The organism is Streptomyces sp. NPDC058195, assembly GCF_042883525.1.
Classification (GTDB): Bacteria; Actinomycetota; Actinomycetes; order Streptomycetales; family Streptomycetaceae; genus Streptomyces.
In genome coordinates this window covers 5,926-18,996 of sequence record NZ_JBHVVM010000008.1, presented here as the reverse complement: position 1 = coordinate 18,996, position 13,071 = coordinate 5,926, and the positions used below count along the sequence as shown (strand labels likewise).

The window sequence follows — 13,071 nt, the reverse complement described above, 5'->3', positions numbered from 1 at the left end:
AGCGAACCGTTGACGACCCGTCAGATCCGGTCGTACCGTCCCGTCATGTCCCTCACCGCGCGCCCTCCCAAGGACCCGTCCGCGCACCCTCCCACGGACCGGGCCGCTCATGCGTCCACGGTTCCCTCCGCGTACGACCTCACCGGCCGTTCCGCGTTCGTCACCGGCGCGGCGGGCGGCATCGGCCGGGCCTGCGCCGTCCTGCTCGGATCCGCGGGTGCCACCGTGCACTGCGCGGACGTCGACGAGAAGGGCCTGCGGGAGACACTGCGGCTGGTCGGCGCGGCGGGCGGCGCCGCCCCGGCCCGCATCCATGTCCTCGATGTCACCGACCGCGCTCAGGTCCGGGCCGCGGTGGTGGCGGCGGGCGAGCTCGACATTCTGGCGGCCGTCGCCGGGATCATGCACACGAGCAGCGTCCTGGAGACCTCGGACCAGGACCTCGACCGCGTCCTCGCGGTCAACTTCAAGGGCGTGCTGTACGCCTGCCAGGAAGTGGCCCGCGGCATGATCGAGCGAGGCTCCCCCGGCTCACTGGTCACCATGGCCTCGGGAGCCGTCGACTCCGCCGGTCCCGGCCTGCTCTGCTACAGCGTGGCCAAGGCGGCGGTCGTCCAGCTGACGAAGACGCTGGCGACCGAACTGGGGCCGCACGCGATCCGGGTCAACGCCGTCGCCCCGGGCTGGATCCGTACGCCCATGACCGCCCGCCACGAAGCGGACCGGCAGCAACGGGTGGAGGCGACCATGGCGCGGCTCTCGCCGCTCGGGCGAGTGGGTGAGCCGGAGGACGTGGCCCACACGGTGCTCCACCTCGCGTCGGACGCCTCGGCCTTCATGACCGGCCAGATCCTCCGCCCGAACGGTGGCGTAGCCATGCCCTGGTAGCCCGCAGGGCCCGCTCCGCCCCCCGCAGCGCCCCAGCACCCCACCGGCCGCCCGTCCCTGCCCCCGGGGGCCCCGCGGCCGCGGCCGCGTGCACCGGCAGCAGGCTCAGCCCCCATCCGCCCGCCGCGACCGCCCCCTCGACGAGCCCCGCGTCGGCCGGGACCAGCACGAGCCGCAGCACGGCCCACCACCACAGCCCGCCGAGCACGAGCGGCGGCACCCATCGCCGTACCATGGCTGCCTCCTCCTGCCGGGCCCACGACCGGTCGTCGTGCTGTCGCCCGCCGGGCGACGCCAGACCCTAGTGCGGCACGCCCGCCCGGCGGGAGGGCGCATCGGCGCACCACCGGCGTGATCCGCGTGGCCCCGGGCCGCCCGCGCGCTTGCCGGGGATTCCGGCGCACCGGCCGGACCGCGGCCCGGCCGGTGTCCGCTCCCCGCAGTCTCGCCCGGCAGCCCCCGTACCGCATCCAGAGCGGGCCGTACACCGTGGGCGCGGACAGGGACCGGGCGCACGAAAGCCCCGGCCGTCCTCGGGGGACGACCGGGGCTTCGCTGGCCACCAGACCGAAGAGGTCAGGCGGCGACGACATCCACCGCTTCCGCGGGCGCCTTGATGGTCACCCGACCCGACGGCACACCGGCCACCGAGGTCACGGAGACGGAATTGAGCATGGGCCGCACCGGCGCGGGGACCGGATCGCTGGCTGCTGCCGACTCGGCCAGTTCGGCCAGCGACAGCTCATCGCTCACTTCACGCATGAGCTCGGACATCCGTACGTCAAGCGCGTCGCAAATGGCGGAGAGCAGTTCGGAGGATGCCTCCTTCTGCCCCCGCTCCACCTCGGAGAGATAGCCGAGCGAGACTCGGGCGGACGAGGAGACTTCGCGCAGAGTACGGCCTTGGCGCTGGCGCTGCCGACGCAGCACGTCACCAAGCAGGCGACGGAGCAGAATCATCGGTGGCTCCCTCCTCGGACCGCGTAGCCGCATCCTTCACGCCCCACCGTACCGCCTCGCGCGGCGGCCGTGCGGGGAGCGATGTCGTGTTCACTCAGGGCTGCAAACATCAATTCCCCCCGTTCTGTTCCGTATCCTGTGCCCTTGCGTTCTTGCCGAGTTCCGCCGAAAGCAGCGTGAGCGCACTTCGTACGCTCTCTCTACGAATGTCCGTCCGTCCGCCGTTCAACCTCAGCTCGGCCACATTCTCCGAGCCGTCCGGTCCGGACACCGCAACGTACACCGTGCCCACGGCCTTGCCGTCCTGCTTATCGGGGCCCGCGACCCCCGTCGTCGCCACGCCCCAGTCCGCGCCGAGAACGCGCCGCACCCCTGCCGCCATCTGCCGCGCCACCTCCGGGTCGACCGCGCCGCGCGCCGCGAGCAGATCTCCGTCCACCCCCAGGACGTCCCGCTTCAGCGGCGTCGCGTACACCGTCACGGAGCCCCGGAAGGACCGTGAGGCACCCGGCACGGAGGTGAGCTCCGCCGCGACCAGGCCGCCGGTCAGCGACTCGGCGACGGCGAGGCTCTCGCCCCGCTCCCCGAGCAGCGCCAGTACCCCGGCGGCGGATGTCACCGCCCGGCCTCCGCCGAACCGCGGCTCCCGGCTCCCGCGGCAGCCCGCTCCGCGGCCAGACCCCTGCGGCGCAGCACGACCGCCTGGCGCACGTAGTCCAGACCGGTGATCACCGTCAGCAGGACGGCCACCGCCATCACCCAGAAGCGCAGTGTGGCGAGCGGACCGGTCAGCGCCAGAACGTACATCCCGACGGCGGTCCCCTGCGCCAGCGTCTTCATCTTGCCGCCACGGCTGGCCGGAATCACCCCGTGCCTGATCACCCAGAAACGCATCAGCGTGATGCCGAGCTCACGGAAGAGGATCACGCCCGTGACCCACCACGGCAGATCGCCGAGATACGACAGGCAGACCAGCGCCGCGCCCATGATCGCCTTGTCGGCGATCGGGTCGGCGATCTTGCCGAAGTCGGTGACCAGGTTGTACGTACGTGCCAGATGACCGTCGAACAGATCGGTGATCATCGCGACGGCGAAGGCCGCCCAGGCGAAGGACCGCCAGACCGGGTCGTACCCGCCGTTGTGGAGCAGCAGCAGGACGAAGCCGGGCACCAGCACCAGCCGCAGCATGGTCAGCAGATTGGCGATGTTCCAGAGACTGGCCTGATTGACGGCCGCCGTACCCAGCTTGCCGCCGCGGACCGGCTTCGCGCCGGAGCCGCCTGCCGCGGATGCCGGGGCTCCCGTCATCTGGCTGCCTCCACGTGTCCAGAACACTCGGCCACCAGGTCCACTCCCTCGGTGCCGACGACCTTCGCCTCGACCATAAGGCCGGGCACCAGGCCCTCGCGTGCCGTGAAGAGCACCTGGCCGTCCGTCTCGGGCGCCTGGTGCGCCGCACGGCCCACCGCGCCGTCCTCGTCGTCCACGGACTCCACGAGCACCTGGAGCGTTTCGCCGATCCGCTCCTCGGCGCGCTGCGAGGTCAGCTCCTCGGCCAGCTGCGAGATGTGCGCCAGCCGCTCGGCGATCACGTCCTCGTCCAGCTTGTTCTCGTAGCCGGCCGCCTCGGTGCCTTCCTCGTCGGAGTAGCCGAAGACGCCGATGGCATCGAGCCGGGCGCCGGTGAGGAAGCGTTCCAGCTCCGCCACGTCGGCCTCGGTCTCACCGGGGAAGCCCACGATGAAGTTGGAGCGCGCACCGGCCTCGGGGGCCTTGCTCCGGATGGTGTCCAGCAGCTCCAGGAAGCGGTCGGTGTCGCCGAAGCGGCGCATCGCGCGCAGCACACCGGGGGCGGAGTGCTGGAAGGACAGGTCGAAGTAGGGCGCGACCTTGGGCGTCGAGGTCAGCACGTCGATCAGGCCGGGCCGCATCTCGGCCGGCTGGAGGTAGCTGACCCTGATCCGCTCGATGCCCTCGACGTCGGCGAGCTCCGGCAGCAGCGTCTCCAGCAGCCGGATGTCGCCGAGGTCCTTGCCGTACGAGGTGTTGTTCTCGGAGACCAGCATGACCTCCTTGACCCCCTGCTCGGCCAGCCAGCGGGTCTCCTGGAGCACGTCGGAGGGGCGCCGCGAGATGAAGGAGCCGCGGAAGGAGGGGATGGCGCAGAAGGAGCAGCGGCGGTCGCAGCCGGAGGCGAGCTTCACCGAGGCGACAGGGCTGGTGCCCAGCCGTCGGCGCAGCGGCGCCCGCGGTCCGGAGACCGGGGCCACACCCTCGGGGAGGTCCTCGGGAGCCGGTGCGGCCTCCTGGGCGTGACCGGGCAGGGCCACGGCGGCGTCCTGCCGCTCGGCCGGGCTGACCGGCAGCAGCTTGCGGCGGTCGCGTGGGGTGTGCGCGGCGTGGATGCCGCCGCTGAGGATGGTCTGGAGGCGGTCGGAGATGTCGGCGTAGTCGTCGAATCCGAGGACGCCGTCCGCCTCGGGCAGGGCCTCGGCGAGGTCCTTGCCGTAGCGCTCGGCCATGCAGCCGACGGCGACCACGGCCTGGGTCCTGCCGTGGTCCTTCAGATCATTGGCTTCGAGGAGGGCGTCGACGGAGTCCTTCTTGGCGGCCTCGACGAATCCGCAGGTGTTGACGACGGCGACATCCGCGTCGGCGGCGTCCTGGACGAGCTCCCAGCCGTCCGCTGCCAAGCGGCCTGCGAGCTCCTCCGAGTCCACCTCGTTACGGGCGCAGCCAAGAGTGACAAGGGCGACGGTACGGCGTTCGGGCATGGACTCAAGACTACTTTGTCCCGGCACTCGTCCTGCCGCGCAGGGTTCCTCCGTTACACCGAGTAACAAACGCGGCGAGCGCCCGGCGGGGTTGCCGGGCGCTCGCCGCGTCGTCGATGCCGTGCGGGGAAACGCTGCGTGTACGTTTCAGCCGACCGCCGGGTCGCCCTTGGTGTAGGAGAGCCGCTCGACCTGGCCCGGCCGGAACGTGTCCTCGACCTTCTTGCCGTTCACGAAGAGATCGATCGAACCGGCGTCGCCGAGGACGAGATCGACCCGCTCCTGGTCCTGGAAGGTCTTGGTCTGCCCCTGGAGCAGCAGTCCGTCGAAGAGCAGCCGCCCGTTGTGGTCCTTGGCGGAGATCCAGCTCTTGCCCTGACTGGCGTCGAGCCGGACCGTCACCTTGTCCCTGGGAGCGGCGGCGATGGCGCTGTCGGAGGGAGCGGGCTTGGGGTCGACGGGCTTGTGGGTCTTCGGCGCGGGCGTCTTCGTGTCGGCCGTCGAGCCCTCCGCGAGCTGCGTGGACCCGGACGTGTCGTCACCGCCCTTCAGAGCGGTGAAGCCGACGAACCCGACGACGGCGACGATCGCCGCGACCATGGCCGCCGTCCAGTTCGGCCGACGGGGTTCGGAACGGATGCGTTCGGCCTCGAACAGCGGGGCCGCGGGCGTGGGCGCGGGACGGCCGCCGTGTTCCGCGTCGTACTGCGCGACCAGCTGGTCCGCGTCGAGGCCGACGGCACGCGCGAGGATTCGGACATGGCCGCGGGCGTACACGTCGCCGCCGCAGCGGGAGAAGTCGTCCTCCTCGATCGCGTGCACGATGGGGATGCGCACCCGGGTGGACGAACTGATCTCTTCGACCGTGAGACCTGCGGCGATACGAGCCTGCTGGAGCGCTCGACCGATCGAAGGCCGGTCGTCTTCGGGGGAGTTGCCGATGGACACGGGGGCGCCTTTCGAGCGTGAGCCACCTGCTGGGTGTTCAGTCTAGGGGGGTGACGAAAGGGTGGGGCAACCGGGAGGAGGGGCTTTGTCCTCCATCGGACTCGAACACCGTCCGATTCCCCGGACCGTCCCGGGATGACAATTCTGCCGTCCCTCCCCTCAAGTTGACGTACGACCCGACGAAAGGGTTGCCCGTACTTCACCTAGGGGGCGGATTCCCCGCGGATGACGGCCAACACCCCGTCCAGCTCGTCAGGTTTCACGAGGACGTCCCGGGCCTTCGACCCCTCGCTCGGCCCGACGATGTTCCGTGACTCCATCAGGTCCATCAGCCGGCCGGCCTTGGCGAAGCCGACCCGGAGCTTGCGCTGGAGCATCGAGGTGGATCCGAACTGCGTGGAGACGACCAGTTCGGCGGCCTGGCAGAGCAGGTCCAGGTCGTCGCCGATCTCCTCGTCGATCTCCTTCTTCCTGGCGGTACCGACCACCACGTCCTCACGGAAGACCGGCGCCATCTGGTCCTTGCAGTGCTGGACGATGGCCGCGACCTCCTCCTCGGTGACGAAGGCGCCCTGCATTCGGGTGGGCTTGTTCGCTCCCATCGGCAGGAAGAGGCCGTCGCCCTTGCCGATGAGCTTCTCGGCGCCGGGCTGGTCGAGGATGACGCGGCTGTCGGCCAGCGAAGAGGTCGCGAAGGCCAGCCGGGAGGGTACGTTCGCCTTGATCAGACCGGTCACGACGTCGACCGAGGGCCGCTGTGTGGCGAGGACCAGATGGATACCGGCGGCGCGGGCCAGCTGGGTGATCCGCACAATGGCGTCCTCCACGTCGCGCGGCGCCACCATCATCAGGTCGGCGAGCTCGTCGACGATCACCAGCAGGTACGGGTACGGGGAGAGTTCCCGCTCGCTGCCCTCCGGCGGCTTGACCTTGCCCTTGCGGACGGCCTGGTTGAAGTCGTCGATGTGCCGGTACCCGAACGCGGCGAGGTCGTCGTAGCGCAGGTCCATCTCGCGCACGACCCACTGGAGCGCTTCGGCGGCGCGCTTCGGGTTGGTGATGATCGGTGTGATCAGGTGCGGGATGCCCTCGTACGCGGTCAGCTCGACGCGCTTCGGGTCGACCAGCACCATCCGGACGTCCTCGGGGGTCGCCCGCACCATGACCGAGGTGATCAGGCAGTTGATGCAGGACGACTTGCCGGAGCCGGTCGCACCGGCCACCAGCACGTGCGGCATCTTCGCCAGGTTGGCCATGACGTAGCCGCCCTCGACGTCCTTGCCGAGCGCGACCAGCATCGGATGGTCGTCCTCCGCCGCGTCCGCGAGGCGCAGTACGTCGCCGAGGTTGACCATCTCGCGGTCCGTGTTGGGGATCTCGATGCCGACCGCGGACTTCCCGGGGATCGGGGAGATGATCCGTACGTCGGGGCTGGCGACGGCGTAGGCGATGTTCTTGGCGAGCGCGGTGATCCGCTCGACCTTCACCGCGGGGCCGAGCTCCACCTCGTACCGCGTGACCGTCGGCCCGCGGGTGAAGCCGGTGACGGCGGCGTCGACCTTGAACTCGGTGAAGACGTTGGTCAGCGCGGCGACGATGGTGTCGTTGGCGGCGCTGCGGGTCTTTCCGGGGCCGCCGCGCTCCAGCAGGTCGAGCGAGGGCAGCGCGTAGGTGATGTCACCGGAGAGCTGGAGCTGCTCGGCGCGGGCGGGCAGCGGCTGGGACTGCGAGTCCGGCACGGTCTTGGTCAGGTCGGGCACGCTGCCCGAGGACACCGCCGGCTTCTCCGCCCGGCCGCCCTTGCCCGCGCCGGAGCCGCGCTCGGCCTCCCTGGCCCCCGGTACCGGCGTGCCCCGGCGCTCGCGCTCGACGGCGACGCCCTGCGTGAGGTCGGCGACGACCGGCGAGGGCGGCATGCCGTTGAGCACCGCCCCGTCGAGGGCGGCGGCCGCGGCGGCCGCCACGTCCACCGCGTCCATGGTGCGGTTCATCGCGGGCTGCGCAGAGGGCCTGCGCGGGCGCCGGCGCTTGGAGAGCGCCTCGGCCTCGGCCTGTTCGGGGTCGTACGTGCCGGGGGCCTCGGAGCGGCGCGCCGGGGAGCGGCGGGAGCGGGCGGGCAGCGCCTCGCGCCACTGCTCCTCGTAGCGCTCGTCGTCGCTCTCCTCGTCCGCCCCGGGGTCGTGCTCCGGGTGGAGGAGGCCCAGCTTCGTGCCGAGCAGACGCAGTCGCTGCGGGATCGCGTTGACCGGTGTCGCGGTGACGACGAGCAGACCGAAGACGGTCAGCAGCAGCAGCAGCGGTACGGCGAGGACCTCGCCCATCGTGTGGACGAGCGGCTTGGAGGCCGCCCAGCCGATGAGCCCGCCCGCGTTCTGCATCGCCGTGGTGCCGTCCTCCCGGCCGGGCGATCCGCACGCGATGTGGACCTGGCCGAGCACCCCCACGACCAGCGCGGAGAGCCCGATCACGATGCGGCCGTTGGCCTCGGGCTTCTGCGGGTAGCGGATCAGCCGGACGGCGATGGCGCCGAGCAGTATCGGTACGAGGAGGTCGAGGCGGCCGAAGGCCCCGGTGACGAGCATCTCCACGAGGTCGCCCACGGGCCCGCGCAGATTCGACCAGGTGCCCGCGGCGACGATCAGCGCGAGCCCCAGGAGCAGCAGCGCGAGGCCGTCCTTGCGGTGCGCCGGGTCGAGCCCCTTGGCGCCACGCCCCACGCCGCGGAACATCGCGCCGACGGCGTGAGCCGTGCCGAGCCAGACGGCGCGCGCCACGCGGTACACACCGCTGGTGGGCGACGGGGCGGGTTGGGGCGGGGGCGCCTTCTTGGCGGGAGCCTTCTTCGCGGGCGCGGACTTCTTCGCGGCGGACTTCTTGGCGGGCGCGGCTTTCTTCGCCGGCCCCGCGCTACGGCCGGCGCTCTTCGCGGTGCCCGCCGTGCCCTGGGAACCCTTGCCGGACGTACGTGAGGCCATGGTGCCGAGGTTACCGGTGTTGATGGCCGTGAACACGTGCGACTACCGCTTCACCCGTCCGTGTCGCTGTGCGGAGGACGCGAACTGACGCCCGTTCACCGCCGGGCGCTGGCCTCGTGACGCGTCGAGCGGCGGCGGGAAGCCGGGAGTTGGCCCGTACCCCGGACAACCGCCCGTCCCCGGCCGGGAATCGCGCCGCGCTTAAGATCCCGGTGCCGCGACGACGGCCTACGAGGGCATCGCGGCCGCGTTGCTGCCGGTGCCGGGCTCCAGGGCGTCGAGGGCCCGGCGCAGCCCGGTCAGCTTGCGCTCCAGGTGGGCGGCGGTCGCCACGGCGGCGGCGTCCGCCGACTCGTCGTCGAGCTGCTTGGAGAGCGCCTCGGCCTGCTCCTCGACGGCCGCGAGCCGCGCCGAGAGCTCGGCGAGCAGTCCCGCGGGCTCCGCCTCGCGGTCGGGGTCGTCCGCGTCACCCTCCAGCTGGAGCCGGAGCAGTGCCGCCTGCTCGCGCAGCTTGCAGTTCTTCATGTACAGCTCGACGAAGACCGAGACCTTGGCCCGCAGCACCCACGGGTCGAACGGCTTCGAGATGTAGTCCACCGCACCGGCCGCGTAACCCCGGAAGGTGTGGTGCGGGCCGTGGTTGATCGCAGTGAGGAAAATGATCGGGATGTCCCGTGTCCGCTCCCGCCGCTTGATGTGCGCGGCGGTCTCGAAACCGTCCATGCCTGGCATCTGGACGTCCAGCAGAATGACCGCGAAATCGTCCGTGAGCAGCGCTTTGAGCGCTTCCTCCCCTGACGATGCCCGTACCAGGGTCTGATCGAGCGCAGAGAGGATGGCCTCCAGCGCCAGCAGATTCTCCGGCCGGTCATCGACCAGGAGGATCTTGGCCTTCTGTACCATGGCCCGTCCTCCTCGCCCCGGAAATGCACCGGGCGCCGCCCCAGGGGACGACTCCCTTACGCCGTCCGTCCTTGTGCCGGTCATGGTAGCCGCACCCCGCCCGTCACCACACCCTGTCACCGCGATGTCACTGTGCACACAGCGGAAACGCGGTGGGGGACCAGAAGGTTCCCCGTACAGCGCCTTCTCACACCCCTGTGGGCACAGTCGATCAGCAACTCATCGCGATTCGCTCCCTGAATGATCACTTCCCATGCATCCACTGCTCCATTACGGAAAGAAGATGATCAGGGTCGACGGGCTTGGTGACGTAGTCGGAAGCACCGGATTCGATCGCCTTCTCCCGGTCCCCCTTCATCGCCTTCGCCGTCAACGCGACGATCGGCAGCCCGGCGAACTGCGGCATCCGGCGGATAGCCGTCGTCGTGGCGTAACCGTCCATCTCCGGCATCATGATGTCCATCAGGACGACCGCCACATCGTCGTGCTGTTCCAGGACCTCGATCCCGACCCGGCCGTTCTCCGCGTACAGCACCGTGAGCCCGTGCTGCTCCAGCACGCTGGTGAGGGCGAAGACATTGCGGATGTCGTCGTCGACGATGAGGACCTTCTCACCGCGGAACCGGAACGTCCGGCGGACCTCGGGCTCCTCCTGCGCGGCAAGCGCCCACGGCTCCTGCGGCGCCGACGGCGTGCTGCTGCTGCTGCTGCTGCGCGACGGCAGCGCTGGCCGCCGCTCCGCGCCCTCCAGGCTCTTGCGGCGGCGCCGCATCAGCCCGGAGACACCTGCCGAACCCTGTGCCGAGGCCACCGGCTCCACGGCCGGGCCGGGCTCCGCCAGCAGCCCCTCCTCGATCCCGGTGCCGGACACCTCACCGGCCTGCGGGTAGCCCTGCGGCGGCAACTCCCGCGGGTGCAACGGCAGATACAGCGTGAACGTCGAGCCGCGGCCCGGCTCGCTCGCCGCGTGGATCTCGCCGCCCAGCAGCCGGGCGATCTCCCGGCTGATGGACAGCCCGAGCCCCGTGCCGCCGTACTTGCGGCTGGTCGTGCCGTCCGCCTGCTTGAACGCCTCGAAGATCACCAGCATCTTGCTGGACGCGATCCCGATGCCGGTGTCGGTGACCGAGAACGCGATCAGATCGGCGCTCGCGTCACGCAGCGAACCGGCCTCCAGGAGCTGCTCGCGGATGGCGTGCGGCACGTCCTCGTTCGCGAGCCGGATGACCAGCTCCACCGCCCCGCTGTCGGTGAATTTCACCGCGTTGGACAACAGGTTCCGCAGCACCTGCAACAGCCGCTGTTCATCCGTACGCAGCGTCGCGGGCAGTTCCGGAGATACCCGTACGGAGAAATCGAGCCCCTTCTCCGCCGTGAGCGGCCGGAAGGTCGCCTCCACGTAATCCACCAGCTGGACCAGCGCGATCCGGGTCAGACTGACATCCATCTTGCCCGCCTCGACCTTTGTCAGATCGAGAATGTCGTTGATCAGCTGAAGCAGATCGGAACCGGCGCCGTGGATCGTCTCGGCGAATTCCACCTGCTTCGGCGAGAGATTGCCCTCGGCGTTGTCCGCGAGCAGCTTCGCCAGGATGAGCAGCGAGTTCAGCGGCGTACGCAACTCGTGCGACATATTGGCCAGGAACTCGGACTTGTAGCGCATCGAGACCGCGAGCTGCTCGGCACGCTCCTCCAGAACCTGCCGGGCCTCTTCGATCTCGGTGTTCTTGACCTCGATGTCGCGGTTCTGCTGGGCCAGCAGTTCGGCCTTCTCCTCCAGTTCCGCGTTGGAGGCCTGCAGCGCCTTCTGCCGGTTCTCCAACTCCTGGGAACGGTCGCGCAATTGCACGGCCAGCTCCTGGGACTGTTCGAGAAGCTTCTCCGTCTTCGTATTGACGCTGATCGTGTTGACGCTCGTCGCGATCATTTCGGCGAGCTGGTTGAGGAAGTCGCGCTGGATGTGGGTGAACGGCTGGAACGACGCGAGCTCGATCACGCCGAGGACCTTCCCCTCGAAGAGCACCGGCAGCACGATCACATGCGCGGGCGGCGCCTCCCCGAGGCCGGACGAGATCTTCAGGTACCCCGGCGGCACGTTGTCCACCTGAATGGTCCGCTTCTCCTCGGCGGCCGTGCCGATGAGCGTCTCGCCCGGCCGGAAGGACGTCGGCATCGAGCCTGCCGAATAGCCGTAGCTGCCGCGCATGCAGAGCTCGTACGAGCCCTCCGCGTCGCTGTCCGCGCCCACCCCGGTGTCGCCGGTCGGCATGGCCAGGAAGAACGCGCCGTGCTGCGCGGAGACGACCGGGGTCAGCTCGCTCATGATCAGCGAGGCCACGTCGTCCAGGTCACGGCGGCCCTGCATCAGGCCGGAGATCCGGGCGAGGTTGCCCTTGAGCCAGTCCTGCTCCTTGTTGGTCGCCGTGGTGTCGCGCAGGTTGGCGATCATGGTGTTGATGTTGTCCTGGAGAGCCTGGATCTCGCCGGCCGAGTCCACGTCGATCTTCAGGTTGAGATCACCGCGGGTCACCGCGGTGGCGACGGCCGCGATGGCCCGCACCTGACGGGTGAGGTTCCCGGCCATCTCGTTCACCGACTCGGTGAGGTCACGCCAGGTGCCGTCGACGTCCCTGACCCGCGCCTGGCCGCCCAGCTGCCCCTCCGTGCCCACCTCGCGGGCCACCCGGGTCACCTGCTCGGCGAAGCTCGACAGCTGGTCGACCATCGTGTTGATGGTGTTCTTCAGCTCCAGGATCTCGCCCCGGGCATCGATGTCGATCTTCTTGGTGAGGTCGCCCTTGGCGATGGCGGTGGTGACCGCGGCGATCTGGCGCACCTGACCAGTCAGGTTGGACGCCATCGAGTTCACCGACTCGGTCAGGTCCTTCCACGTACCGGAGACCCCGGGCACCCGCGCCTGGCCGCCCAGCTCACCTTCCGTGCCCACCTCACGGGCGACCCGCGTCACCTCGTCGGCGAACGACGACAGCGTCGTCACCATGGTGTTGACGGTGTCCGCGAGCTCGGCGACCTCGCCGCGTGCCTCGACCGTGACCTTCTTGCGCAGATCGCCGTTGGCGACCGCCGAGGAGACCCGGGAGATGTTCCGCACCTGGCTGGTCAGGTTGTTGGCCATCAGGTTGACGTTGTCGCTCAGGTCCTTCCAGATGCCCGTCGCACCCGGCACCCGTGCCTGGCCGCCGAGGATGCCCTCGGTGCCCACCTCACGGGCGACCCGCGTCACCTCGTCGGCGAAGTTGAGCAGCTGGTCGACCATGGTGTTGACGGTCGTGACCAGTTCGAGGATCTCGCCCCGCGCGTCGACGGTGATCTTCTTGGAGAGGTCTCCGTTGGCGACCGCGGTGGTGACCTCGGCGATGTTGCGGACCTGCATGGTCAGGTTGTTCGCCATGCGGTTGACGGACTGGGTCAGGTCCTTCCACGTGCCGGAGACTCCCTGCACCTCGGCCTGGCCGCCGAGGATGCCCTCCGTACCCACCTCACGGGCGACCCGCGTCACCTGCTCGGCGAAGTTCGACAGCTGGTCGACCATCGTGTTGATGGTGTTCTTCAGCTCCAGGATCTCGCCCCGCGCGTCCACGTCGATCTTCTGCGACAGGTCG

10 protein-coding genes are annotated in these 13,071 nt (G+C 70.0%); 1 reads left to right on the top strand and 9 read right to left on the bottom strand.

The genetic code is table 11. The annotated features are described in order from the left end of the window. The first annotated feature begins 9 nt into the window (after positions 1-9). Positions 10-888: an SDR family NAD(P)-dependent oxidoreductase gene (locus ACFVWY_RS12440; protein WP_389870414.1), complete on the top strand. Its 879-nt coding sequence runs from the start codon at positions 10-12 to the stop codon at positions 886-888. Here the strand turns inward: ACFVWY_RS12440 and ACFVWY_RS12435 are convergent. The 9 genes from ACFVWY_RS12435 to ACFVWY_RS12395 all read right to left on the bottom strand — a co-directional run. Next, entirely contained in the window at positions 836-1,123 is a 288-nt protein-coding gene (locus ACFVWY_RS12435) for a hypothetical protein (protein ID WP_389870411.1), read from the bottom strand. The genes ACFVWY_RS12440 and ACFVWY_RS12435 overlap by 53 nt on opposite strands. A 341-nt stretch (positions 1,124-1,464) precedes the next feature. Beyond that, positions 1,465-1,848, bottom strand: coding sequence for a helix-turn-helix domain-containing protein (locus tag ACFVWY_RS12430; protein ID WP_389870409.1), 384 nt, complete (start codon positions 1,846-1,848; stop codon positions 1,465-1,467). A 109-nt stretch (positions 1,849-1,957) separates the two neighbouring features. Then, positions 1,958-2,467 carry a CinA family protein gene (locus ACFVWY_RS12425; RefSeq protein WP_389870407.1) on the bottom strand — a complete coding sequence of 170 codons (510 nt, stop codon included), beginning with the start codon at positions 2,465-2,467 and terminating at the stop codon, positions 1,958-1,960. Next, the gene (gene pgsA, locus ACFVWY_RS12420) at positions 2,464-3,156 is read right to left on the bottom strand and encodes a CDP-diacylglycerol--glycerol-3-phosphate 3-phosphatidyltransferase (RefSeq protein WP_389870404.1); all 693 of its coding nucleotides are present in this window, start codon (positions 3,154-3,156) and stop codon (positions 2,464-2,466) included. Before pgsA ends, ACFVWY_RS12425 begins: the two co-directional genes overlap by 4 nt. After that, complete coding sequence (gene rimO / locus ACFVWY_RS12415) at positions 3,153-4,622, bottom strand: 30S ribosomal protein S12 methylthiotransferase RimO (RefSeq protein ID WP_389870401.1); 1,470 nt, start codon at positions 4,620-4,622, stop codon at positions 3,153-3,155. The genes pgsA and rimO overlap by 4 nt, the downstream gene beginning before the upstream one ends. Positions 4,623-4,769: 147 nt before the next feature. Beyond that, positions 4,770-5,570, bottom strand: a complete 801-nt coding sequence (locus ACFVWY_RS12410) for a helix-turn-helix domain-containing protein (protein WP_389870398.1) — start codon at positions 5,568-5,570, stop codon at positions 4,770-4,772. Positions 5,571-5,773: 203 nt separating this feature from the next. Then, positions 5,774-8,545, bottom strand: coding sequence for a DNA translocase FtsK (locus ACFVWY_RS12405; RefSeq protein WP_389870395.1), 2,772 nt, complete (start codon positions 8,543-8,545; stop codon positions 5,774-5,776). 228 nt (positions 8,546-8,773) lie between these two features. Continuing rightward, a complete protein-coding gene (locus ACFVWY_RS12400) occupies positions 8,774-9,448 on the bottom strand; it encodes a two-component system response regulator (protein ID WP_389870393.1) in 675 nt (224 codons plus the stop codon). A 244-nt stretch (positions 9,449-9,692) separates the two neighbouring features. Beyond that, positions 9,693-13,071: HAMP domain-containing protein (locus ACFVWY_RS12395; protein WP_389870390.1), on the bottom strand; the 3,379-nt coding region annotated here is incomplete at its 5' end.

Bases quoted from the DNA above. Each gene is read 5' to 3' on its own strand.
- ACFVWY_RS12405 (WP_389870395.1), bottom strand. From the start codon at position 8,545: ATGGCCTCACGTACGTCCGGCAAGGGTTCCCAGGGCACGGCGGGCACC.
- ACFVWY_RS12400 (WP_389870393.1), bottom strand. From the start codon at position 9,448: ATGGTACAGAAGGCCAAGATCCTCCTGGTCGATGACCGGCCGGAGAAT.
- ACFVWY_RS12430 (WP_389870409.1), bottom strand. From the start codon at position 1,848: ATGATTCTGCTCCGTCGCCTGCTTGGTGACGTGCTGCGTCGGCAGCGC.
- rimO (WP_389870401.1), bottom strand. From the start codon at position 4,622: ATGCCCGAACGCCGTACCGTCGCCCTTGTCACTCTTGGCTGCGCCCGT.
- ACFVWY_RS12435 (WP_389870411.1), bottom strand. From the start codon at position 1,123: ATGGTACGGCGATGGGTGCCGCCGCTCGTGCTCGGCGGGCTGTGGTGG.
- pgsA (WP_389870404.1), bottom strand. From the start codon at position 3,156: ATGACGGGAGCCCCGGCATCCGCGGCAGGCGGCTCCGGCGCGAAGCCG.